Origin of the sequence: Neobacillus massiliamazoniensis (assembly GCF_001048695.1) — a bacterium.
Taxonomy (GTDB): Bacteria; Bacillota; Bacilli; order Bacillales; family Cytobacillaceae; genus Neobacillus; species Neobacillus massiliamazoniensis.
In genome coordinates, this window is the sequence record NZ_CVRB01000004.1 from 414,575 (window position 1) to 437,792 (window position 23,218).

Here is a 23,218-nt window from a genome sequence, read left to right on the forward strand (position 1 = left end):
TAGCTCACCTCCAGATTTTTAGTTAGACTTCATCACATCGTGCAGTTCGAGAAACTTCGTATTGAACCTACCTTCAACAAACTTTTCGTGCTCGAGCAACTTTAGATGAAACGGAATCGTCGTGTGAATGCCTTCAACAATAAATTCGCTTAATGCACGTTTCATCCTTGAAATGGCTTCATCTCTGCTGCTACCGTACGTAATCACCTTTGCAATCATCGAATCGTAGTATGGTGGAATTGTATACCCTGGATAAGCAGCAGAATCAACACGTACACCTAATCCTCCAGGAGGAAGATACATTTTGATTTTCCCAGCAGAAGGCATAAAATTCTTTTCAGGATTTTCCGCATTGATTCGGCATTCGATTGCCCAGCCAGTAAAAGTAACATCCTGCTGTTTTAACGTCAATTTCTCACCTGAAGCAACTCGAATTTGCTCTTTAATAAGATCCATTCCCGTTACCAGTTCGGTGACAGGATGCTCCACCTGAATTCTAGTGTTCATTTCCATAAAATAAAATTTACGATTGCGGTAGTCATAAATAAATTCTACCGTGCCGGCACCTGAATAAGCAACAGCCTTTGCCGCTTTTACCGCTGCATTTCCCATCTCTTCACGTATTTCACCATCTAATGCTGGAGATGGCGTTTCTTCTAAAAGCTTCTGAAGCCTGCGCTGAATGGAACAATCCCTCTCACCTAAATGAATGGTATTTCCATATGAATCTGCAAGGACTTGAATTTCGACATGTCTAAAGTCCTCAATATACTTTTCTATGTAAACACCAGGATTTCCGAATGCAGTTAATGCTTCCTGCTGGGTTATATTGATTCCTTTAATTAATTCTTGTTCATTCTTGGCGATGCGAATCCCTTTACCACCACCGCCTGCAGTCGCTTTAATGATGACTGGATATTTTATTTTTTTTACTAAATCCAAAGCCTCGTCAATATCATTAATAATTCCGGTAGAGCCAGGAACAATTGGAACACCGGCTTCACGCATTGTTTCTCTAGCAATGTCCTTTGTCCCCATTTTTGTAATCGCCTCTGGACTAGGACCTACGAAGGTAATATTACATTCACGGCACAATTCAGCAAAATCTGCATTTTCCGCTAAAAAACCGTAACCAGGGTGAATAGCTTCACATCCTGTTAGTTTTGCTACACTAATAATATTTGTAACATTTAAATAACTGTCTTTTGATAGAGTCGGACCTATGCAATAGGCTTCATCTGCCATTTGAACATGTAAAGCTTCGCGGTCTGCTTCAGAATAAACAGCAACCGACTCTATGCCCATTTCTCGGCATGCGCGAATAATCCTAACTGCAATTTCTCCTCTGTTTGCAATTAACAGTTTCTTAATCATCCTGTTTATCGCTCCTTATTCGGGCTTTACTAAAAATAATGGCTGCCCGTATTCAACTAATTGTCCATTTTTAACAAGTACTTCGACAATTTCTCCATTAACTTCTGCTTCAATTTCATTAAAGAGTTTCATCGCTTCCACAATACAAACGATCGAATCTTTAGAAACCTTGGACCCTGCTTTAACATATGCATCTGTATCAGGTGTTGGCGAAGCATAGAAGGTTCCAACCATTGGAGAAGTAATTTTGTGTAAATCTGTCTCTGTTTGGTTATTAACCACAGGCTGCGTTGTTTCCACTGCAACACTCGGTGCAACAGGTTGTGCCTGAACGACAGGTGCTTCGTGAATTGCAGGAATTGCTTCAACAGCTGTTTGCATAGCTGGTTGGACTGCCGTCACAAGTTGGGCTCCATACTTTTTCATTTTAATTTTCGAGCCTTCATTTTCGTATACAAATTCATCAATACTTGACTGGTCGACCAATTTTATCAATTCGCGAATCTCTTGAACTTTTAACATTGAGTAACACTCCTTGAACTACTAAATTTGCTAAATCATTGAACGTTTCTAACAATCTGGCTTCAATACATTAGGTTCGAGAGGCTTCCGTTTTCTTTAAACGATTAGAAAGTATAACTTTTTCTTCGATATCTGTCCAGCTTATTGTCTCAGAAATTAGTGGACTTGTTTAAACGGGAGCTTGTTCTTTATTATGACTAGCTATTAATACTATACGATAATACCTTGTTAAAATTCAATAATCTAAATTGGAAACGCTTCTACACTTTAGTATTAACGTCTACCTTCATCATAATATTTTTCGCAGTAAAAGTGAAATATATATTGGTTAATGACTTGAAATCGTATTTAAAACAACAAAGGGCCTAAAAAAAGAAGGAAAGTGTAACCTTCCCTCCTTTTAACCAGATATTTTTTATTTTGATGGTGAGAACTCTACCGCAACATAATTGGTTTCACCAATTTCACTTTTTACCTTTTGGATGATTTGGTTAGCCTCTGAACGAGATGGCGTTTTCTTAGATTTCACCGTAACCAATACCTTGCTGCCATCTGCTCTTACTAAGGCATCCTCATATCCCATGGAGCGAATTAAGGTTTCAAGAATTTCTTCTTTTTGTGCTGTTTCTGTTAATTTTTGCATTTGATCTCTTGCTTTACTGCGTTCTTCTGGAGAAAGGTCAGTAGATGCCACGACGGTAGTTAAATCCGCTTTCAATTCACTTCTTTGTTCCTCCAACTTTAGACGGAGTGCTTCAAACTCATCATCACCTGATACTTGGGATACAACTGTTTTTCCATTTTTTGCGTCAGTTTTATTATTTCCTTGTTTCTGATTCACTTGATTATTAGTTTTTTGTTCGACCGATGCGATTGTATTGCTTTTTTTCTCTGGAGAAGTAATGTAATAAATGGATAAGACAACTACTAAACTTAACATGGTTAATAACCAAACTGTTTGTTTCTTCAAAAGCATAATATAGATCCCCCTTACTTATTTTTTGGCAATACAGCCACTCGATAACTAGGAACTCCCAGGCCCTTTGTAACTGCTTCAACAATTAATTTTTTAATTTGGATATTATCTGCACCACGTGCGACCACGAGTACACTGCGGATCTCAGGCTTCTTCGTTTCAACTACAATAGGAAGTTCTTTATCACCATTTCGGGTAATGACTAGCTGTTCATTTGTTTCTGAGTCTTGTACCTTTCTTTGCCCACCTTGAGTATCGGTTTCTTCTGTTGTTTGTGTTTTTGTTGACTTATTTTTTTCAAGAATCTGCTTATCAGTTGAATCAATGGTTACTACCACTGTTACGTCACTAACTCCCAGCATTTCCTCTAACGCTTTCTTCAACTGACTCTCATATGACTTTTCATAATCGGTAATCTCTTTATTACCAGAACCCTTTGACGATCCAAATGCCGGAACATCACTTGTCGGCTGACTATTGGTTTTTGCTGTCGGAAGAGCCGAAGGACTCTTAAATAGGAAATTGCTAATAAGCATGAAGGCTGCACCGAGACAAAGAATCAGAATCAAATATTTGTTCTTCCCCATTTTCTTTTCGGGTTGTTCATCATTTTTAAGCCATTTTTTCAGCCATGAAAATGGACCTTGATTGTTATCCATTATCTTTGTTGATCCCCCCTTCAATCGTGACGTCTACTGTTTTAATTGATACATTCCATTTCTCCGAAAGATATGCCGCGATTTTTTCAGTTTCTCCTGATGAGTTTTTTGATGGAAGAGGCTTATCTTTATTAATTTCAATTGGCTTAATCGCTTCGATTGTCGCTGCTTGTTTTTTTGGACTCTTCAAAAGAACGGTCACTTTTTGGAGGTTGTCGGGAAATGCTTGGTCACTTTTATCGTTTGTTGCAATCTCTATTTTGTCTATCTCCAGTCCGTATTGATCCATCAACTCCTTCGCAACATCCTTTTTCAGCTGGACAGCCATTGTTTCTAAAATATATGCATGTTGGGAGGCTTGTATTTCTTTTTTCTTTAAATCTATTAAATTTTTTATATTTTTTTCACCTGGTGCTTGAAATAAGGGCAAATTCGCAAGATTTGTTTCAAAATCCTTCGAAAGTAGTTTAAAGACAGGGGTAAGGATAATGGCAATTAATAGCAATCCGGTAACCATTTTCGTATACTTTCGCATACTAGTATTCGGCAGAAGCATATCAATTACGGTAGCTAAAAGGATAAATAGGATGATATTTGTAACCCATTCTTTCAAAAAATCCATTTTCCCCACCCCTATCGCATCATCATCGTTAAATTTCCTGCTGCAACAATAACCGTAATACTTAGAAAAAACATGAGGGACACGATACCAAGTGCCGCAAAAACGTAAATAACACTCTTACTGATAATATCCAGGCAGGTAATCACTGGGCCCCCTCCTATTGGTTGGAGAATCGCAGCTGCAAATTTATAGATAAAAGCAATCATTAAAATTTTAATTGCTGGAAAGGCAACTATAATGAGGAGTATGGCCACTCCGGCTATCCCAACTGTATTTTTTAAAAGTGACGATGCGCTGACTACCGTATCAGTCGCATCTGTAAAGACCCTTCCGATAACCGGAATGAAATTACCGGTAATAAATTTTGCAGTCCTGATCGTCACACCATCCGTAACGGCAGTAGAAGCTCCTTGGACAGATACAACGCCAAGGAAGACTGTTAAAAATAGTCCCATCAAACCGATGCTCCAATTCCTTAAAAGCTGGGCTAATTGAGTTACTTTATACTGATCTGACATCGTACTCACAATGCTCAGAAGGGTAGCTAAAAAGAGGAGGGGAAGAATGATGTACTGCATCAATAAACCGCTGGTATTCATTAAAAACAAGATTACGGGATGGAAGAACGCTGCTGAAATAAGTCCACCGGAAGCTGCCATCAAGGCAAGCAGGATTGGGATTAGTGCCATCACAAAGGAAATCATGGTTCCTATCGCTTCATTTGTATAGCTAATAGCAATATGAAAACTATTTAATGCGATGATAATCAAAACCATATAAACAATTGAATAAGCAACCTTACTGATTGCGCTTGATTCAAATGCATTTTGCATCGATTGGAGAAACATGCTAAAAATTGTTAACATAATTAACGAACCAAGCAATTTTCCATTTGCAACAAACTCTTGAAAGACAAATTTTAAAATTCCCTTCCCCCATTCTTGAAAAGAAAATTTTTTCTCTCCCTTAACAAAATCAACTAAGCTCCCTTTCTGACTTTCTGGCAGGAAGCCCCCATATTTATTTGTGATATCCTCCCAAAATTGCGTTAGCTCAGACAAATCTAAAGATTTTATTTGAGTATCGACTAATTCTTGAGGAGAAAGAGGCTGAGCGGAATCGTTCGTTTTTTCGGAAGCTTGGACACTTGGAACGGATAAAAAAAAGATTAAGAGAATGATAAAAGATATAAACTGCAGCCTTTGCTTCAATGATCACACCTCTTTTTGATATAGAATTAACCGGGAATTAGTTTGATAATGGTCTCGATCATAACGGTCAAAATAGGAATGGCCATGGCGAGAATGAGAATTTTACCTGCTAGCTCTATTTTCGAAGCAATTGCTCCTTGGCCCGCATCTTTTGTAATTTGCGCTGCAAACTCTGCTATATAGGCAATTCCGATGATTTTTAAGATTGTTTCAATATACACCGAATTTACTTTTGCATTTACAGCCAGCTTTTCCAGCATATTTATAATTTCGTATATTTTATCAACCAAAAATAGGAAAATTGAACATCCAACAAAAACAATTAATAGGAAGGCAAAATTAGGTTTTTGCTCTTTAATAATTAATGAAAGAAATGTCGCAACGAGTGCGATACCTACTATTTTCACGATTTCAATGGTGCATCCCCCCTTTATCCCGCATTAACGGGCAGTAGTAATACCCTCACCTCAAGATTGAGTGAAAAGCGAAGAAGATCGGTGTGGGACAACTGCCCGTAAAAACCCGATTGGTTCAACTAACCATCAGTGGGGGATGAAGCACCCCACTGATGGTTAGTTGAACTTTATTGAAACAAAAATACGGATTTAATTTTTTGAAAAAGATCATCCACAATTGAAGCCACTTGAAATAAAATATAGATAAAACCAAACAGTGTAACCCACTGCGCATATTCTTTTTTTCCAACCTGGTCAAGTACTGTATGCAAAAAAGCAACGACAATTCCCACTCCTGCTATTTTAAAAATAATATCCACTTCTAAGCCCATTGCTTTTCCCCCTAAAATAATAAAATTATCAGTAAAAGCCCGGCTAAGAATCCAAGACTCTTTACCATTTTTTCGTATTTTGCTTGGCTTTGAATGGCATCTGCCTCTTCTCTTTCAAGATGAGTGAGTGTTAAGATAATTTGTTTTTGTTGGGAATAGCGATCATAACGTCCAAGAGTTTCCCCAAATTGCCTCATAATTTCAAACTCTCCCTGCTTTAAGGCCGTTTTGCTCCAAACTTCTTTTAAACTTGTTTCCCAGGCCTCTTTTACCGTTGTTTCTGTATTCGTTAGCCTTCCAGAAAAGGCGTCAAAAAATAATGAAAGGGGCTTTGGAAGCTGAGCGGATAATCTTCTCGCGGCTTCATGCAATGGAGTATGTCCATACATGATTTCTGCCTCAAGTGCTTGCAGGGCAGACCTTAATGCTCTCAATTGCCTTGGGCGGTCGCTTAAGTGCTTTGCAGCCTCAAAACCTGTCCATGTGGTTGCGATAATAATGAATATGGCCCCAATAATTTTTATCATTTACTTCACGCTCACTCTTTGTTTCATTTCATTTCCATTTTCATCCAAAATATGGGTGATCGTACCAGGACCCTCTTTCCGGCTAAGTAAGATATATCGTTTAAAAATTCTTTGATTCACTATTTCCTTTAAAGATGGTCTGTTCCTTATTTCTTCGATGCTTACCCCATGTGTTGTCATCATTAGTTTAATTCCAGCATGCACCGCCTCTTGAATCGCTTCTGCATCTTCCTTCCGTCCAATTTCATCGACAATGAGGACATCCGGACTCATTGAACGAATCATCATCATCATTCCTTCGGCTTTCGGACAGGCATCTAAAACATCTAGTCGATGTCCAAATGTCAATTGCGGAATCCCATTTACACAGCCTGCAATTTCACTGCGTTCATCAACAATTCCTACTTTTTTTGCCTCTATCCCTTTTGTCGGGATTCCGGAAGAAATGACTCTAGCTATATCACGTAATAATGTCGTTTTTCCTGTTTGCGGTGGTCCGATTACCATCGTGTGCATCCAGCTACCTTGAAAAAGATAAGGGATAAGAGGGTCTGAAATCCCAATTTTCTCCTTTGCAATTCGTATGTTAAAGGAAGAAACATCTCGAATGGCTTTCACCTTACCTTCCTCTAAGATCACCTTTCCCGCAAGGCCAATTCTATGCCCCCCCGATACCGTTATATACCCGCGTTTTAGCTCTTCTTCAAGCGTATAAATGGAAAAATGGCTTATTTTGTTCATTAAGTGAAAGGCATCTTCAGTCTGAATCGAATACGAAATAAATCTAGGTGCTCCTTTCATAACGATTTCAATCGGACGATTGATTCGTAAGCGAATTTCTTCCAAGTCTTCTTTTTGATTAGGAGGGATTTGGCTGATTAAGTCTGCAATGTTTTTCGGTAAAAATTTCAGGATAGTTTCCACAATGATTCCTCCTTATGTCTCTTCATCTCATTATTTAAAATGTATGCCTGCTCGGACACATTATGACATTTAAGACTGTCAATTCTTTTAAAATAGTAGGCAATCTATTACTAGAAACCGAAAGAGTGTTGGATGGAAAATAGATTTTACAGAGTGGAACATTTCTTAAAATACAACCGTATTTTATTAGAGGGATAAGTATGAAAGGGGACAAAATAGTGTTTAATTACCCGCCTCCAAACCGTAATGGCCATCCACCTAAAGGTCATTTAATTAAAGTGACAGGGGAAGGTGAAATCGCTGCCTTGCCTGACACGGCTTCCATAAACCTTGGTGTTATAACAGAAAATAAAGAACTAGTTGCATCACAACAACAAAATTCCAAGGAAATTTCAAAGGTAATTCAATCATTATTATTATTAGGGATCCCTAAAAATCATCTGCAAACCTTCGATTACAGAATCGAGTCAGTTTATGATTATGTACAAGGAAAACAAATTTTTCGAGGCTATAAAATCACTAACCTATTAAAAGTGAAAATAGAAGATTTATCGATGATTGGAAAGATTGTCGATACTGCAGTCCATAACGGTGCTAATTATGTTTCCAATGTTCAGTTCACATTGAAAGACAAAGAATCTTTTTATCAGCAAGCACTTATTCTAGCCATAAACAATGCAACCGAAAAAGCTAAAACGATTGCAAAAACAATTAACGTAACTCTAATTCCAACACCCATACTTGTTCAAGAAGCTGATACTGCCATTAAACCCTTTTACAGCCACCATGAAACATTCGTAAAAGGGGTTACCTCCACCCAAATTGAACCAGGAGAACTTCTTATCAAAGCAAATATTGCTGCGGAATTTCAGTACTTTTAAAGGGCCGGCGCTGGACAATCCTCGAAGTCAAAATTCTAATAAAAAGGATGTGTTAAAGGTCATTATTGATTTTTGAAACTATGTTGATTGGAGCGGAAGGCGCGAGATCCTCGAAAATGCTATCGCATTTCCTTCGTGCGGTGTAGATTCAAAGATGCTGATTCAACGTCCTGCGGGAGTACGGGGCAGGGGAGACCCCGCAGGCGCTTAAGCGCCGAGGAGGCTCCCCGGAACGTCCGCGGATGCTCGCTTCTTGAGCGCAAATCAACAGGCAAGTTTAACACAGCCAATAAAAAAAGGATTGAACACCGTTTTTTTGGTGTGTTCAATCCTTTAAAAAAGTATTAATTATCATATTGCTTAACCCAATTGTATAATTGCCCTTCTGTAATAGGACCATTGTAGTGAACTTTTATGATGCCTTTTTTATCAATGACAAACGTTTCAGGCTGTCCCGTAACATTATAAATTTTGGCATTATCGGCATTATAGTCGAATAAATAGTTCATACCTGCTTTATTGTTATTTGTTGCATTTTTAACATTATCCTTTGTTTCGCCTTTATTAACCATGAGCAATTTATATTTGTCACCATAATCTTTTTGGAATGCCTCTAATTCCGGAGCCTCATCCTTGCATGGTGCACACCATGTTGCAAAATAATTTAAAATAACAATTTGCCCCTTATAATCTGTAAGCTTTGTTTTCCCACCGTTATAGTTTGGCAGTTCGAAATTGTATGCCTTATCGCCAACATCCGTATGTTTCGCTTTACCTATTAAGCTATAAGCAAAAAAGCTAAACATTCCAACCAATAGAATCAATACGAGTGATTTGATGACTCGTTGGTTCATCACACTTCCTCCTGACACCGCTAAGGTTTTACCTCAAAAAGAGGGTGTCTCAAAAGAGTCTGACTCTTTGTTTTAAGACATCCTCATTCTCTTCCTTACTTTCCTTTCGCGCATAAGAGCAACTACGCCTCTGTCTTCGCCCTTAGGGCTCGCGTATCGGCTAGTTTATTTATCTAATTGCTTTAAAAACTCAATTTCTTTTTTAAGCTTATTTTGTTTTCGATCAATAACAAATAAATAAGCAAAAATGATCACCCAAGCAACTGAATATGCAGCATACATAAATTGGTAGTTCATCATCAATTCCTCCTAATCTTCCAATCTTTCTCTTAATTTTTCTTTATATTGTTCTACTTTAATTCTCATATTCTCAAGAGTGACTCCCTTGTTAAGCAAATAGGAATAAAGAATCGTGAACGTAGCAATTGTAACTAATAATGCTACAAGCATCGTCGATGATATCCCCCCGCCTGTTTGATTCACTCCATTCCCAAATACAATTGGATGCAGTTTTGTCTGCCACCAACGGATGGCAAAGAATACAATTGGTACATCTACAAAGCCAATAATCCCAAATACTGCCGCTAATCTTGCTTTCTTATCCCAAACACCATCCATATGACGAATCATAATGTAGGCGATATAGATAAAAAATAAAATTAACGTTGTGATTAAGCGCGGTTCCCATACCCACCAAGTATTCCATGCGGATTTTGCCCAAATGGGACCGGTTGTTAAAACAATCAATGTAAAAACAACTCCGATTTCTGCCGAAACATATGCATAAGTATCAAATACTCTTTTTCGTTTAATTAAAAACAACACACTGAAAACAAAAGTTACAAAAAAGGCAAAAAAGGCAACCCACGCAGAACTGACATGGAAATAAAAGATTTTTTGCGCTGCTCCCATCGTTTTCTCTTCTTCCGCATAGAGGAAGATTAAATAAATGGAAGCTAACATGGAAACGACAGAGCCGCCGAATAATATTTTTGGCAATATTGAAGCTTTAGTATTCTCTAGTTGCGATACGGGAAGCGCGGTTTTCTCTCGTTCGAGATTCATACTCATAATTTAAACCTCCAGCACATAATCAATTAATAAAAGACAAACTACAAAGAAAATGACATCATATGATGTGACCATTTGCGTCCAGGCAAGTGCACTTGATAACTTGCTCATATCCGATAAAATGATCCTAGTTGCCTGGGTAACGCCGATTAAAATGGGACTTGTAATCGGAAAAAGTAACAAAGGTAATAACATTTCACTACTTTTTGAATTAGCTGCTAAGGCTGCTAAAAAAGTACCTATTGAAACAAATCCGAAGCTCCCCACGAAAATAACAAGAATAAAGTATGGAATGCTGCCTAGCATTTTGAAATCAAATAATAAGAATAAAAAGGGAATAGAGACAATTTCAACAATTAAAATCATAATTAAATTTGCAATAAACTTTCCTAAAAAAATACTTGCAGCTTCCATCGGAGCTACCAATAAACCTTGTATGGTGTCATTTCGCTGTTCCGAAATAAACGATCGATTAAGACCTAATATGCCGGCAAATACGATAATAACCCAAATAATCCCCGGAATGACAGCCTTCGTCATATTACTGGATGGGTCAAAGGCAAAGCTGAAAACAACAATCACAAGTCCTGCAAAAATAATTTGAGTTACCAGAATCTGTTTTGTTTTCAATTCAGAGAGTATATCTTTTTTGGCAAGCAAGAGGGCTGTTCTTAAAACGTTCATGATACTCCCTCCACTTGAAGTTCATATTTTTCGGAAACAATACCTAGTGATTGATTCTCTATTTTGAAATCATCGACAATCTTCCCATTTTTCACGATAATAATCCTGTCACATATTTCAGCAGCCTGCTTAAAATCATGCGTTACCATTAAGGTAGTGGTACCTTTTTTCTTCATTGAAAGAATCACAGTATTAAGAATTGAAATCGCTCCTTGATCCAATCCCGTGTGAGGTTCATCCAAGAGAAGAATTTCCGGTTCATGGACAATGGCGCGGGCAATAGCAATTCGCTGGATCATCCCTCTCGAAAAATTCTTCACAGGCTCATTTAAGAAAAATGACAACCCTACTTCTTTTACTAGCTCTTTGGCTCTTTTTTCAACATCCTTAACTCCGTATATATTCCCAAAGAAAACGAGATTCTCTAAAGGGGAATAATGGTCATAAAGCAAGCTGGAATGGGGTAAATAGCCCAAGATTTTTTTTATCGCAATATGGTTCTTTTTCAATTCTAAACCATTGATTTTGATATCCCCTGATGTAGGTTTTATGAGCGTCGCCAGTACTTTTAATAACGTACTTTTCCCCGCTCCATTTGGTCCAAGGATGGCAACTGTTTCTCCTTTATTTATTGAGAGGTCTACACCACGCAAAATCAACTTATTGTCAGCTTGCTTCGTAAGCTTCTTTACTTCAATCATTTTGCCGTACCTCCCATTCCAGCCTTTAATCAATAAATTCCCTTAAACTCACTTTTACCTGGACAAGATGCTGCTTATAAGCAGCAAGTTTGGCATGATATTCATCCTCGGTTAATTCGCCATTGCCAAATGTCTCTTCAAGTTCAATGATTTTTTCCATAATGGCTTTTTGTTTCGCCATTAAATGTTTAAATGCCTTTTCTTCCTTGTCTGCACCTAATCTTTCTTCTTCCAATCTCGCTTTTCTTCTGAAATAGATATAATAAGAAATTCCAGCAATGATTACGGCAATAAGTACAATTAAAAAGACGTGTGGATTAAAGTTATGCAATGGTGACTCCCCCCACATCCGAATATGGCCAGGGTTATGAAATGCCGGGGCTGTTCTTGTAACCGAATTGCTGGTAGAGCTGGATTTTCCATTGCCACTTTGTGTATTTGCTTGCACCGCACTGTCCGCAGATGGCTGTTTGTCTTTGTTATAGGTCATGGTAAACGTCTGGTTTAATTGAATTCCTTCTACACTATATACCCAGTAATTTTTATTTTCGAAATTGTAGAGTCCTTGATTGGAAGATTCAACTCCTTTAAACTCGACACTGCCCATTCCTTCAGGGACAAGAACCTGCATAATTTGTACGGGATATTCAATTTTAATCTGGATGTCTTTTCCTTTTGCAATGCGATAAGTGTATTGCAAGCCAACACTCTGATTAGCCGGGATTGGATTGGTTGTCACAAAACCTGTATCGGTCTTTTTATAGGAAATTTTGCTATCTAAAATATTTAGGTTTGTAGCCCCTTCCGGAAGTGTTACCTTTATTACCTCTTCAGCGTTTCCATCGCCCTTATAATCTTGTCCTGTAGTATTCGTATAATTCACCATATTTGAGACAACTGTTGAGCCATCTTCAGCTGGACTAACGACAAGATAATTTAAATCGATGGAAACAGGAGAATTAGTTGCGGCTAATCCATTCATTGGAATCAGCAACAACAGTCCAAGAAAGAAGACCGTGATTTTCTTGATCACTTTCCTTCCCCCTTTTTCTTTTTAAGCTCTTTTAATTGCGCCTCAATTTCTTTTTCAACTTCGGCCATTATATCTTGGTCGACTTGTTTATCAGCTGTCTGTGCTTCTTCCTTCATCAAAATTGCCACTTGTTCCTCATACTGCTTCTTTAATGACTTATAGTCTGAAGGGGAGATTTTATCCATTTTATAGTCAAACTCTAATTCATTTAATGTTGTCAGCAATGATTCTTTCGTGACAGATAAATCTTGATCTTTTGGGGTGAATGTTAAGTATGCTTCCCACTTAAAAAGTGGTGATAAGATTAGAAAAAAACAAACAAGTGCTAATACGGCTGTAAAAACAATCGATAAGATTGAAATATCATGCATTATGTTCACATCCTAAAGATACTTTTTGCGTTCTTCATCGATAATGGAAGAAAGGATTTCTTCTTCTATTTCGTCCTCATTGCTTTTATGTTCCGTGACTAGTTCATCTGTATCCTTTTTCTTCACCCATTTTCGAGTGACAAATAACAAGGCAACAGCACCAGCACCTAATGCTACAAATGGAAGAACCCATGCCGTTAAGCTAAATCCGCTTTTTTTAGGAGCTGTTAAAATGGATTCTCCATAAATTTTGACATAGTAGTCGCGGATTTTATCCTTATCCCAGCCTTTGTTCATCATCGCAACAAGGTCCTGTTTAAACTGTTTCGTCAGGCTGCATGTGCTAGGGTCACACTCATAATGATCTTGACCACAGCCACACGTACAATTAAATTGAGAAGCAACTGCTTTAAATTCTGGAGATTTATAATCAATTTCCTTCGCTGCTGCCGTAAGAAAGGATGCTTGGAAAATAAATGCAATCACTAGAAGCATCAAATAAATCTTGTTTTTCACTTTAAGACACCTCTTTGCGTACTCCAGTATACCGCGGAGTAATATTTTGATATTTTCCGTTCCAAACGGCAAAAAGGGCACCGATAACGATCATGAAGGAACCGATCCATAACCAAGCCATCATTGGATTCACTTTTACTACAAAGGTTGCCTTGCCATCATTTTCCCAAGCACTCAATACAATATATAAATCTTCTTTGATTGATGAGATAATCGCTACTTGGGTTGAAGGCTCTGATTCTTGGTTACTATAAAATATTTTTTGGGGTTCAAAAGAGCCAAGTCGTTTTCCATTTTTAAAAACAGTTACATCAGCATAAACAACATCATTGCTTCCTTCTTTTTTCTGATCAAGGCGATCGTAATTGATTCGATACGCCCCAAGATCAATGGACTGCCCTAAACTGACCGTTTTCATTGTTTGCAGATCATAGTTTTGAGAACCAATAATCCCCATTGTAATAAGGGCAATTCCAATGTGAACCATGTAGCCACCATAACGTCGGCGGTTTCTAATCATTAAACGGTATAAGGCAACAAATGGAGCTTCTTTGGTCATTTTTCTTCTTGCCTTAACACCTCTATAAAACTCTAAGAAATGAGTGATGAATAATAGAACAATCACACCGTATCCGATAACTGCCCATGCTTTTTGGATACCAAGAACAACCATTAACACCATACCTAAAACAGCAAGGATGGAAGGAATCAAGAAGTTTTTCTTAAGATTTTTTAAGCTAGAATGTTGCCAAGCTAGCATTGGACAAACTGCCATGACAAACATCATTGACAAAAGAATGGGGCTTTCGACTGTATTAAAGAATGGGATTCCGACCGTTACTTTTGTACCGCGAACTGCTTCTGAAACAAGTGGAAAAATCGTTCCCCAAAACACTGCAAAAGCTGCTCCAACTAATAAAAGATTGTTAACTAAAAAGCTGCTTTCTTTTGAAACAAAGGACTGGAATTCTCCCGCACTTCGTTTAAGAAGGTTATAACGGCTCATTAAAACATAAAGCGATCCAATGACGGCCAATCCCATAAAAACTAAGAAGTATAGCCCTAGATTGGAATTAGCAAATGCATGAACAGACGTAAGAACACCACTTCGCACAAGGAATGTGCCAAAAAGAGTAAGGGCATAAGAAATGATAATTAAACTAATATTCCAAACCTTTAACATGTTTTTCCGTTCTTGAATCATCACGGAGTGCAAGAACGCTGTGGTGGTTAACCATGGCATAAAGGAAGCATTTTCGACTGGATCCCATGCCCAGTATCCCCCCCAACCTAGTTCTACATATGCCCATGCGGCCCCAAAGATATTTCCGAGACTTAAGAACAACCAAGCAATGATTGTCCAGCGTCTTGTCATTTTAATCCAGAAGTCATCAACGTTTTTCAAAATAAGTGCTGCCATTGCAAATGCAAATGGAACAGCTAAACCAACGTATCCTAGATATAAGGTGACTGGGTGTATAATCATCCCAGGGTTTTGCAGCATTGGATTTAAGCCTCTTCCTTCAGTTGGAATGCTGGCTGCTAAGGCAAATGGCTTTGCAACAAAACCAAGAATGAAAAAGAAGAAAACCGCATTGGCAAGAAGGATGGATGCGATATACGGAACCATCGGGTTACCTTTCATTTTCCTAGAAAACGCTATCATACAGGTGTATAAAGTTAAGAAAAATGTCCATAGTAACAATGAACCGGCATTTCCAGCCCACAAAGCAGTCAGTTTATAGATAATTGGTAAATCGCTGCTTGTATATTCTGCCACATATTGATATTGAAATTGGGAAGTTGCTAAAAGGTAAAACAATGAAATCATTGCCATGGCTGCGCATACAAACAATGCTACTAATCCGCCCTTTGCACTATTTATGAATTTTTGCTTCTTGATGCTGATTCCTAATGTCATCATTAGTAGGGAATAAAGGGCCACAGCTAAGCCAATATAAATTGTTGCATTAGCAAATAAATACATTTCGTCACCTTCTTATTGTTTGCCTGTTTAGTTTTTCTTTTCTGGTACGTTCGTTATGTCTTTATGTGTTTTAGGATCGTACTCCTTTGAATTCATCCCTTCATATTTGGATGGACATCTTGTTTTTACAGTATCAGCTTTAAAATGATCCTTTGTTGTTGGCGCCCCTTGCACGATAGCAATGATTCCTTCTGTAAAGTTATCTGGTTTTGGACCATTATAAAGGACGTGCATGATATTGCCCTTGTCGTCTTTAATATCGAATTTTAATTCAATTTTGTCAGCGTTCCATTGAATCGATTTTTCAATAATATTCCCCTGTGTTGTAACATAATCATGCTTATGTTGATCTTGGGTGGCTAGTAATTTATCTAGCGATAATTCAACTCCACTTGAACCTGGTGTTGCGGCCATAAGGAGGAAAACAATTGCCCCAGCAATAATAAAACCGCCAAGTAAAACGAGCGTATTCTTCTTCATTCCTTTCACCCCATCAAATTAATTTTTTCATTTCTTCTTCGTAGGTTTCCTGATCAATCTTTCCTGTTAACAGCTTTTTACGAAGTTCCTTTTTTTCTTCATCATTAGCTGATTTACTTTCATTTTTTCTAGTTCCCTTCTTTGGCTGCGGTTTCGTTGTTTTTCTACCTTTAGCAGGAATCGACTTCTTCCCTTTCAATCCAAAGTAAACAAATACCCCAGCTATGATAATGGCTAATCCAATAATTAAGGCGCCTCCAATTCCAATAATTGGCTGCTTCGCATTCGTGCTTGTAGCTTTTTGGGTATCGGCATTCTTTACTCCAGCATGGTTACTATCATTAGGCGGCTGCATTTTATTAATGACTGATAGTGTTGATTCCGTTCCATCTTTCTTATAGGTGAATGTGTATTTTAGGTTTTGTCCTTTTTTAGTAGATTGGTATTGATAGTAATAGAGGTCTTCACTATAATCACTTTTCGTTGTGTTTTGCGGCTTGGGGTCTAGTGATACTTCCTTTGCATTCATTGGTGAGTAAAAAATTACATTAAGTTGGTCTATATCTGCTGGGTTTGTAAATGAATATGTAAAGTTCTTTTTATCGCTAACGTTAATGGAGTTCACGTAGTACTCGATAACAAATTTATATGTCTCATTATTTTTGATTGGTTTTTCCGGCTTCCAGGATACAACGCCTTTTTGATTATCTAGGTTATATGGACGTTGTACTTCCGGCTTAGTTGGATCTGGAAATTCTGCAACTAAATTCGTTTGAAAATCTTTTTCGCTTGAAGGAACGGGGATTTCAATGTCTCCAGCATAGTCCTGCCCGCTTTTATTGGTAATGGTTCCATACATTCCCACCAGCAATGATGGTGTGTTTTGCGGCCACTTATCTGGATAATCAAATTCAGGCATGACCTGGATTTGCATTTCCTTGAAAGGGAATTTTTCTGGCTGAAATCCCGATTCAGCATGGGCATTTGGAATGATAAGATTGGATAAAAATGTTAAAATGACAAAAAATGCAATCCACTTTTTCTTTAGCATATGAATCCTCCTGACTCAAAAACTAATCGTTAGAATATTACTATTTTTCACTATACTCCTCTTAGAAATAAATATAATCCATTCTAGAACTTATGGATGATTCACTCTTGAACATTTTGTTAATAGCTGTAAATTGTTACAATTTCGACAAAAAGAAACAACAAAATGTTCACATTTACTAGACGAGGTAATCATTACCTGCTTTATTGTCATAAAAAAAACCTGCATTCACTAAATAAAATGAATCCAGGCTTTTTTAGATTATTTACTGTTTATTGAACGAATATATGTAACTATATCTGTTATATCTTCCTTTTTAAGCTGGCGAACTCCTTCAAGACCTTTTAATGACGGGCCCATTCGGGTATCCTCACGTCCGTATGCCGTGCTAATCCAAATTTGTTTATCAGTTGTATAATGCAAATACTGTTGGTTAGCTAATGCAGTCCCCATTTTAAATTTACCGGAACCCGCTTCACCATGGCAGCTAAGACAATACAAATTGTACATTTTCTTACCATTTTCAAGATTTCCAGAAATCGTCTGTGGCGCTTCTAACTTCATTTCTTTTGTTTGCCAATTCCGTATGAAAGCAACCAGATCTTGTAGATCTTTTTCTGTTAATCTCGGCCCATAATTAGGCATACCAGTTCCTTCTCTGCCGTATTTTATAGCATTATAAATGTCTTTATTAGATACAGTATTTAAAAAGTGTTGATTGTTAATTGCTGTCCCAGACTTTGTTCCCTCGCCCTTTCCAGTATCACCATGACAAACAATACAATTTTTTTTGTAAACTTGTTCCCCCGCTACTACGGCCTTGGAATCCTTGGTATTGAAGATGTTACTATTGAAGATTACAACAATTATACCGATCATAATCACAATATAGCTTCCAACTAAAAATTTTTTCATAGGTTACTCCCTACTTTGGTTCAGGCGTTGGAGTTGGTTCACCAAATTGTTTATATTTTTCAGTGATATGCTGATAAATTTCCTTAGGACTTTTGCCGTCAAGATGCATTTGGATCGCCTCCCGGGCGATATCAATACAGATATCTCAAGATATACTCATCGAATCCCATTGCTCGACAGCCTTGTTTTCTCCTAGTTTATCAATATAACAATTCATGTTGCTATTATGACCGTCTTGGGTACCACAGCCGCAATAGCAAGGAACTTGTGCAAGTACGTCTGGATATTTTGATGCCATAATATAAGTTTCTTGAATTTTCTCTGAAGAATTCATAACATAATCAGGTAATGGTTTATGCTTTTTGTCTAGTGTCCAAGTGACCTTTTTAGAGCTACATCCTGCTGCTACCACTAAGATTAATAAGCAGAGAAGCATGAATGAAGTAATTCGTTTCATGTTTGTATCCCCCTTCCCTTATAGTGTTAGTTCATGTTCATTTTATCAAATTCCAAATAACCCAAAAGCAACTAATTTTTACTATTTAGTGAAGTTTTAACATAGAAAGTGTGTTCAAAGTCAATTTTCTTATCCTAGAATAAGAAAAGCGGAAGCGACTTCGGAACAAGCACAGCTTGTTCCTGCGAAGGTTATTCAAGGAAGATTTCCTTTATGCTCAGCCCCGACAAGCATAAGACGCTTCCAAAAAGAAGGCGTTCTTTGCCTTCATTTTGGAAGTGGCTAATGACCTCGAGGGGCTAGGCGCTGGAGCTGGACAATTCTCGAAGTCAAAATTTATACTTTCTTATCGAATAAAAAAAGCCTTAGATCCGTCAAAAACTGATATGCTCCCCTTAAAGTAGACAGATGAAAAAACAAAAATCTGTTGTTACTTTAGGGGGATTTTTTATGTCTAAAAGAAGTAAATATTCTTCTGAGGAAAAGTACCAAATTCTAATGAAATATTTAGAAGGGGAAATAAGCCCCAGCAGATTAATAAAGGAATACAAAATTTCTAATTCCACACTTCTCAGTTGGAAAGACAAATATGAATTATATGGTATTGATGGTTTAGAGGAATCACATGGATGGAAAGAGTATTCAGATGAATTAAGATTAAGTGCCATTCAAGATTATTTATCGGGGGCTTATTCGATATTGGAAATATGTAGAAAGCGTAAAGTAAGCCGTGGCGCTCTCAGAGTCTGGATAAAGAATTATAATAATCATAAGGAAACGAAGAATACTCATCGGAGGAAATCCCTTATGATTCAATCAAAAAAATTATCATTTGAAGAGAAAGTTGAAGCAGTTCATCTCTGTATAAAAAATGGACATAATTATTCAGCTGTAATAGAAAAATATCATATTAGCTACCAGCAAATATACAGCTGGACAAAAAGGTATGAAGCAGAGGGACCAGAATCCCTACGGGATCACCGGGGAAGAAAGAAACCTGTAGAAGAAATGACAGAACAAGAGAAATTAAGGATAAAGGTTAAGGAATTAGAAGCGAAAAATTATCGATTAGAAGTAGAAAATGCTTTATTAAAAAAGTTGGAGGAAATCGAAAGAAGGCGGTACTAAGCAGGGTTCGGAATGAAGTAGTTTATTGTGCTATACGCGAATTAAATGAGGAGAAGAATTGCCCTATTCATCTTCTTTGTTCATTATGCAAGACCAATCGATCTTCATACTATAAATGGCTTAATCGAAAAGAAACGGATCAAGAACGTGAAAATCGTGGTTTATTTAAAGAAATCAAAGCAATTTATCAAAAAGTGGAAGGAATTTATGGTTATCGAAGAATGACAATGAATCTTAACCGCAAAATGAATAAACATTATAATGCGAAAAGGATTCATCGTTTAATGAAATTAGTTGGATTACAAGCGAAGATACGACGGAAAAAGAAATGGGATCATCGTCCTTCAGATAATAATGTAGCAGATAATATCTTGAATCGGGAATTTACAGCAGCACATCCCAATGAAAAATGGGTAACCGATATAACAGAATTGAAATACGGAGAAGGCCAAAAAGCCTATTTAAGCGCTGTTTTAGACCTGTATGACAATTCTATTGTTTCCTATGAAATTGGACATCGAAATGATAATGAGCTAGTCTTTAAGACCATTAAGCGTGCTTTAGCTACGGCTACTTTAGAAGATGAAAAATTATTAATACATAGCGACCGTGGGTTTCAATATACATCAAATGGATTTAAAAAAATAGTCAAAAAAAAACATCTTACTCACAGTATGTCTAGAGTAGGAAAATGTATTGATAATGGATGTATGGAATCATTCTGGGGGACTTTGAAAGTAGAAAGATATTATCTTCATCATTATCAATCCTTTAAGGAACTTCAAAAGGATATAAAAAACTACATTCAATTTTATAACCAAGACCGTTTACAAGCTAAATTTAATGGCCTTAGCCCGATAGAATATCGAACTAAGGCCATTGCCTAGTTTTAGTTTTTGATACTGTCTACTTGACAGGGTGCAGTTCAAACGGAACTAAGGCTTTTTATTATAATTTATCCTCTTGAAACATAAGTGCCATCTGTAGTATTAACAATCAATTTGTCACCTTGATTGACAAAAAACGGAACTTGCACAACAAGACCTGTTTCAACAGTTGCAGGTTTTGAACCTCCTGAAGCTGTATCACCTTTAATGCCAGGCTCGGTTTCCGTTACTTCAAGCACAACGGTGTTAGGAAGCTCTACACCAAGAGTTTCACCTTGGTACATCATAATGGAAACTTCCATATTTTCCTTCAAAAACTTTAATTCGTATTCAATGCTTGTTGCCGGAAGCTCCACTTGCTCGTAAGATTCCATATCCATAAACACATGCTGGTCGCCGCTTGCATATAAATATTGCATTTTACGGTTGTCAATCTGTGCTTTCCCAACTTTCTCACCTGCACGGAATGTTTTTTCATTAACAGCTCCTGTCCGCAGGTTGCGAAGCTTTGAACGAACAAAGGCAGCACCTTTACCTGGTTTAACGTGTTGGAAATCCATAACGCGCCAAATGCCGCCATCCACTTCAATTGTTAATCCTGTACGAAAGTCGTTAACAGAAATCATGTAAAAATCCTCCTAAATCAATTACAAAATAATAAGTTCTTTTGTAGAGTGAGTTAATGCTTCATTTCCAGCCATGGTAATAAGAGTATCGTCTTCAATCCGAACACCACCAAGGCCTGGGATATAAATACCCGGTTCACAAGTTACGACCATTCCTGGTTCTAAAATAAAATCAGACTTAACAGAAAGAGCCGGACCTTCATGAACTTCAAGCCCAATACCATGACCAGCTGAATGTCCATAATACTCACCGTAGCCTTTTTCTGCGATGTAATCTCTTGTCAGTGCATCTGCTTCTTTACCTGTCATGCCTGGTTTAAATCCATTCATACCCCGTAGTTGCGACTCAAGTACAATTTCATATATTTCTTTAAGTTTTTCATCAGGCTTTCCGACTGCAACTGTCCGAGTAATGTCGGAAACATACCCATTATAGTATGCACCGTAATCAAGGGTTACAAAATCTCCAGCTTCAATTACTTTATCACTTGCTACACCATGCGGAAGGGCAGAACGGTGTCCGGAAGCAACAATTGTGTCAAAGGAAGATGAAGTTGCCCCTGCCTTCCTCATAAAGAATTCTAATTCATTTGATACTTCAAGTTCAGTTAACCCAGGACGCAGAAAATCTAAAATATGCTTAAACGCGGCATCAGCAATATCCGCTGCTACCTTTAATATCTTAATCTCTGAATCAGTCTTTATCAAGCGTAACTTTTCAATTGCACCTGAAACCGGAATAAGTTCTGCATCTATTTCACTTTTAAAATTTTTATGAGAAGAAAAGGTGACAAAATCCTCTTCAAAGCCCAATTTATTAATACCTAATTTTTTTACTTGCTGAGCTATCTCTTGTGGGATGGAACCTGAAAATTTAATAATTTCGAAGCCTTGGCATTGTTTTGTAGCTTGTTCTACATAGCGGAAATCAGTAATAAACTGAGCATGGTCAGCGCTAATCAAAACAACACCCGACGTGCCTGTAAAATTCGCCATATATCTACGGTTATAAGGGCTAGTAATAAGCATTCCTTCAATTCCAAGCTTTGAAAAACTCGATCTTAATCTTTCTATTTTTTCCATTTTTCCCACTCTCCTTTAAATCTTTAGTGAATATTTAAAATTTGTACATATTTAAACGACAAAGCTATTTTATCACACGTTCACGATTACGACTAATTAAAATTAGGTTCTGCTAAACATGTCTGTTGATTTCCGCTCTAGTGGCGGTCCGGGGAGGCTCCTCGGCGCTTTAGCGCCTGCGGGGTCTCCCCTGCCCCGTACTCCCGCAGGACATTGAATTACATCCTTGAATCCGCCCACGCACGAAGGAAATGCGATAGCATTTTCGAGGAGTCGAGCGCCTTCCGCTCCATCAACATAGTGGCAAAATCAATAATGAGCTTTAACATAGCTTAAAATTAAGAAGCAGCTTCTTTCTTTTGTACATATTGATTTTGATATTCATAGCTGATTGAATAGCCTACAAACAGTCCATACAGAATATAAATACAAATAGAGGTAATAATGGTATCACTGCTTAAATCAAAAACAGGCTTCATTCCAGGAAAAAGTGGATTTAGTATAAAAAATACCAGTAAGAACAAAAGGAGACCATAGCCAATTCCGAACCAAATCCTGGTGAAGTTTTTCATTAATCCATAATAAACAAATGCAGCGGCAATTGAAAAAATGCCAAATAGGATTATAGAGATAAACGTTCCAACCCATTGATTTTTCAAACTTCCAAGAGACAGTGGATCAAGAATGACATAGGGAGGAATTTCGGTAAAATTAAACAAGTAGGACAAAAAACCAATAATCGCCCAAAATATCCCTCCAAATAATCCTGTCCAGAAAACCATTACCGGGAGGGACATTGGTTTACCACTATGATTTTCTTCATTTGACATTTTATCGGCCTCCACTCTTTACCATTAAAATCGAGCGTGAATGATCATCCACAGTTAAAGC

General features: G+C 37.5%; 29 protein-coding genes. 3 read left to right on the forward strand and 26 right to left on the reverse strand.

All coding sequences use genetic code 11. The annotated features are described in order from the left end of the window. Positions 1–18 precede the first annotated feature (18 nt). From accC to spoIIIAA, 10 genes are all read right to left on the reverse strand, one after another. On the reverse strand, positions 19–1,374 hold the full coding sequence (accC, locus tag BN1082_RS19885; RefSeq protein WP_090637392.1) for an acetyl-CoA carboxylase biotin carboxylase subunit: 1,356 nt from the start codon (positions 1,372–1,374) through the stop codon (positions 19–21). A 15-nt stretch (positions 1,375–1,389) separates the two neighbouring features. Beyond that, a complete protein-coding gene (accB, locus tag BN1082_RS19890) occupies positions 1,390–1,896 on the reverse strand; it encodes an acetyl-CoA carboxylase biotin carboxyl carrier protein (RefSeq protein WP_090637394.1) in 507 nt (168 codons plus the stop codon). 415 nt (positions 1,897–2,311) lie between these two features. Then, entirely contained in the window at positions 2,312–2,872 is a 561-nt protein-coding gene (locus tag BN1082_RS19895; RefSeq protein ID WP_090637395.1) for a SpoIIIAH-like family protein, read from the reverse strand. A 14-nt stretch (positions 2,873–2,886) separates the two neighbouring features. Further along, positions 2,887–3,531: a stage III sporulation protein AG gene (gene spoIIIAG / locus BN1082_RS19900; RefSeq protein ID WP_090637397.1), complete on the reverse strand. Its 645-nt coding sequence runs from the start codon at positions 3,529–3,531 to the stop codon at positions 2,887–2,889. Then, positions 3,524–4,153: a stage III sporulation protein AF gene (spoIIIAF, locus tag BN1082_RS19905; protein WP_090637399.1), complete on the reverse strand. Its 630-nt coding sequence runs from the start codon at positions 4,151–4,153 to the stop codon at positions 3,524–3,526. Before spoIIIAF ends, spoIIIAG begins: the two co-directional genes overlap by 8 nt. Positions 4,154–4,164: 11 nt before the next feature. Beyond that, entirely contained in the window at positions 4,165–5,364 is a 1,200-nt protein-coding gene (gene spoIIIAE / locus BN1082_RS19910) for a stage III sporulation protein AE (RefSeq protein WP_090637401.1), read from the reverse strand. 26 nt (positions 5,365–5,390) lie between these two features. Further along, positions 5,391–5,780 carry a stage III sporulation protein AD gene (gene spoIIIAD, locus BN1082_RS19915; protein WP_090637403.1) on the reverse strand — a complete coding sequence of 130 codons (390 nt, stop codon included), beginning with the start codon at positions 5,778–5,780 and terminating at the stop codon, positions 5,391–5,393. A gap of 167 nt (positions 5,781–5,947) precedes the next feature. Next, positions 5,948–6,151, reverse strand: a complete 204-nt coding sequence (gene spoIIIAC, locus BN1082_RS19920; RefSeq protein ID WP_007084610.1) for a stage III sporulation protein AC — start codon at positions 6,149–6,151, stop codon at positions 5,948–5,950. Between the two features lie 11 nt (positions 6,152–6,162). Continuing rightward, positions 6,163–6,678: a stage III sporulation protein SpoIIIAB gene (gene spoIIIAB, locus BN1082_RS19925; protein WP_090637405.1), complete on the reverse strand. Its 516-nt coding sequence runs from the start codon at positions 6,676–6,678 to the stop codon at positions 6,163–6,165. Continuing rightward, positions 6,679–7,602 carry a stage III sporulation protein AA gene (spoIIIAA, locus tag BN1082_RS19930; RefSeq protein WP_090637408.1) on the reverse strand — a complete coding sequence of 308 codons (924 nt, stop codon included), beginning with the start codon at positions 7,600–7,602 and terminating at the stop codon, positions 6,679–6,681. Positions 7,603–7,820: 218 nt separating this feature from the next. On the opposite strand from spoIIIAA, the gene BN1082_RS19935 reads away from it, so the two are divergent. Further along, positions 7,821–8,483, forward strand: coding sequence for an SIMPL domain-containing protein (locus BN1082_RS19935; protein ID WP_176699881.1), 663 nt, complete (start codon positions 7,821–7,823; stop codon positions 8,481–8,483). A gap of 344 nt (positions 8,484–8,827) precedes the next feature. On the opposite strand, the gene BN1082_RS19940 is transcribed toward BN1082_RS19935, so the two are convergent. From BN1082_RS19940 to BN1082_RS28710, 13 genes are all read right to left on the reverse strand, one after another. Further along, positions 8,828–9,337: a TlpA family protein disulfide reductase gene (locus BN1082_RS19940; RefSeq protein WP_090637412.1), complete on the reverse strand. Its 510-nt coding sequence runs from the start codon at positions 9,335–9,337 to the stop codon at positions 8,828–8,830. Between the two features lie 165 nt (positions 9,338–9,502). Continuing rightward, on the reverse strand, positions 9,503–9,637 hold the full coding sequence (locus tag BN1082_RS19945; protein WP_090637414.1) for a CcmD family protein: 135 nt from the start codon (positions 9,635–9,637) through the stop codon (positions 9,503–9,505). Between the two features lie 9 nt (positions 9,638–9,646). Beyond that, positions 9,647–10,408, reverse strand: a complete 762-nt coding sequence (locus BN1082_RS19950) for a cytochrome c biogenesis protein (RefSeq protein ID WP_090637416.1) — start codon at positions 10,406–10,408, stop codon at positions 9,647–9,649. Positions 10,409–10,411: 3 nt separating this feature from the next. After that, complete coding sequence (locus BN1082_RS19955) at positions 10,412–11,092, reverse strand: heme exporter protein CcmB (RefSeq protein WP_090637418.1); 681 nt, start codon at positions 11,090–11,092, stop codon at positions 10,412–10,414. Further along, the gene (gene ccmA, locus BN1082_RS19960) at positions 11,089–11,793 is read right to left on the reverse strand and encodes a heme ABC exporter ATP-binding protein CcmA (RefSeq protein WP_090637420.1); all 705 of its coding nucleotides are present in this window, start codon (positions 11,791–11,793) and stop codon (positions 11,089–11,091) included. Before ccmA ends, BN1082_RS19955 begins: the two co-directional genes overlap by 4 nt. Before the next feature lie 25 nt (positions 11,794–11,818). Then, entirely contained in the window at positions 11,819–12,826 is a 1,008-nt protein-coding gene (locus BN1082_RS19965) for a hypothetical protein (RefSeq protein WP_090637422.1), read from the reverse strand. Beyond that, entirely contained in the window at positions 12,823–13,197 is a 375-nt protein-coding gene (locus BN1082_RS19970; RefSeq protein ID WP_090637424.1) for a hypothetical protein, read from the reverse strand. The genes BN1082_RS19965 and BN1082_RS19970 overlap by 4 nt, the downstream gene beginning before the upstream one ends. 12 nt (positions 13,198–13,209) lie before the next feature. Continuing rightward, positions 13,210–13,713 (reverse strand): cytochrome c-type biogenesis protein, encoded by a 504-nt coding sequence (locus BN1082_RS19975; protein WP_090637426.1) that lies wholly within the window; start codon positions 13,711–13,713, stop codon positions 13,210–13,212. A gap of 1 nt (position 13,714) precedes the next feature. Continuing rightward, positions 13,715–15,700 (reverse strand): heme lyase CcmF/NrfE family subunit, encoded by a 1,986-nt coding sequence (locus tag BN1082_RS19980; protein ID WP_090637428.1) that lies wholly within the window; start codon positions 15,698–15,700, stop codon positions 13,715–13,717. 27 nt (positions 15,701–15,727) lie between these two features. Next, positions 15,728–16,180 carry a cytochrome c maturation protein CcmE gene (locus BN1082_RS19985; protein WP_090637430.1) on the reverse strand — a complete coding sequence of 151 codons (453 nt, stop codon included), beginning with the start codon at positions 16,178–16,180 and terminating at the stop codon, positions 15,728–15,730. A gap of 13 nt (positions 16,181–16,193) precedes the next feature. Then, positions 16,194–17,231, reverse strand: coding sequence for a hypothetical protein (locus BN1082_RS19990; protein ID WP_090637431.1), 1,038 nt, complete (start codon positions 17,229–17,231; stop codon positions 16,194–16,196). Positions 17,232–17,492: 261 nt separating this feature from the next. Beyond that, on the reverse strand, positions 17,493–18,146 hold the full coding sequence (locus BN1082_RS19995; RefSeq protein WP_090637433.1) for a c-type cytochrome: 654 nt from the start codon (positions 18,144–18,146) through the stop codon (positions 17,493–17,495). A gap of 10 nt (positions 18,147–18,156) precedes the next feature. Beyond that, a complete protein-coding gene (locus BN1082_RS28710; RefSeq protein ID WP_342666668.1) occupies positions 18,157–18,603 on the reverse strand; it encodes a PCYCGC motif-containing (lipo)protein in 447 nt (148 codons plus the stop codon). A 450-nt stretch (positions 18,604–19,053) separates the two neighbouring features. Between BN1082_RS28710 and BN1082_RS20010 the strand changes: the two genes are divergently transcribed. Beyond that, positions 19,054–19,731, forward strand: coding sequence for a helix-turn-helix domain-containing protein (locus tag BN1082_RS20010; RefSeq protein WP_176699691.1), 678 nt, complete (start codon positions 19,054–19,056; stop codon positions 19,729–19,731). Continuing rightward, entirely contained in the window at positions 19,692–20,618 is a 927-nt protein-coding gene (locus BN1082_RS20015; protein WP_245640357.1) for an IS3 family transposase, read from the forward strand. The genes BN1082_RS20010 and BN1082_RS20015 overlap by 40 nt, the downstream gene beginning before the upstream one ends. A 68-nt stretch (positions 20,619–20,686) precedes the next feature. Here the strand turns inward: BN1082_RS20015 and efp are convergent, their stop codons facing one another. The 3 genes from efp to BN1082_RS20030 all read right to left on the reverse strand — a co-directional run bounded on the left by efp (position 20,687) and on the right by BN1082_RS20030 (position 23,157). Next, positions 20,687–21,244 (reverse strand): elongation factor P, encoded by a 558-nt coding sequence (gene efp, locus BN1082_RS20020; RefSeq protein WP_090637439.1) that lies wholly within the window; start codon positions 21,242–21,244, stop codon positions 20,687–20,689. A gap of 21 nt (positions 21,245–21,265) precedes the next feature. Then, on the reverse strand, positions 21,266–22,327 hold the full coding sequence (locus tag BN1082_RS20025; protein ID WP_090637441.1) for a M24 family metallopeptidase: 1,062 nt from the start codon (positions 22,325–22,327) through the stop codon (positions 21,266–21,268). A gap of 338 nt (positions 22,328–22,665) precedes the next feature. Further along, the gene (locus BN1082_RS20030) at positions 22,666–23,157 is read right to left on the reverse strand and encodes a YqhR family membrane protein (RefSeq protein ID WP_090637443.1); all 492 of its coding nucleotides are present in this window, start codon (positions 23,155–23,157) and stop codon (positions 22,666–22,668) included. Positions 23,158–23,218 lie beyond the last annotated feature (61 nt).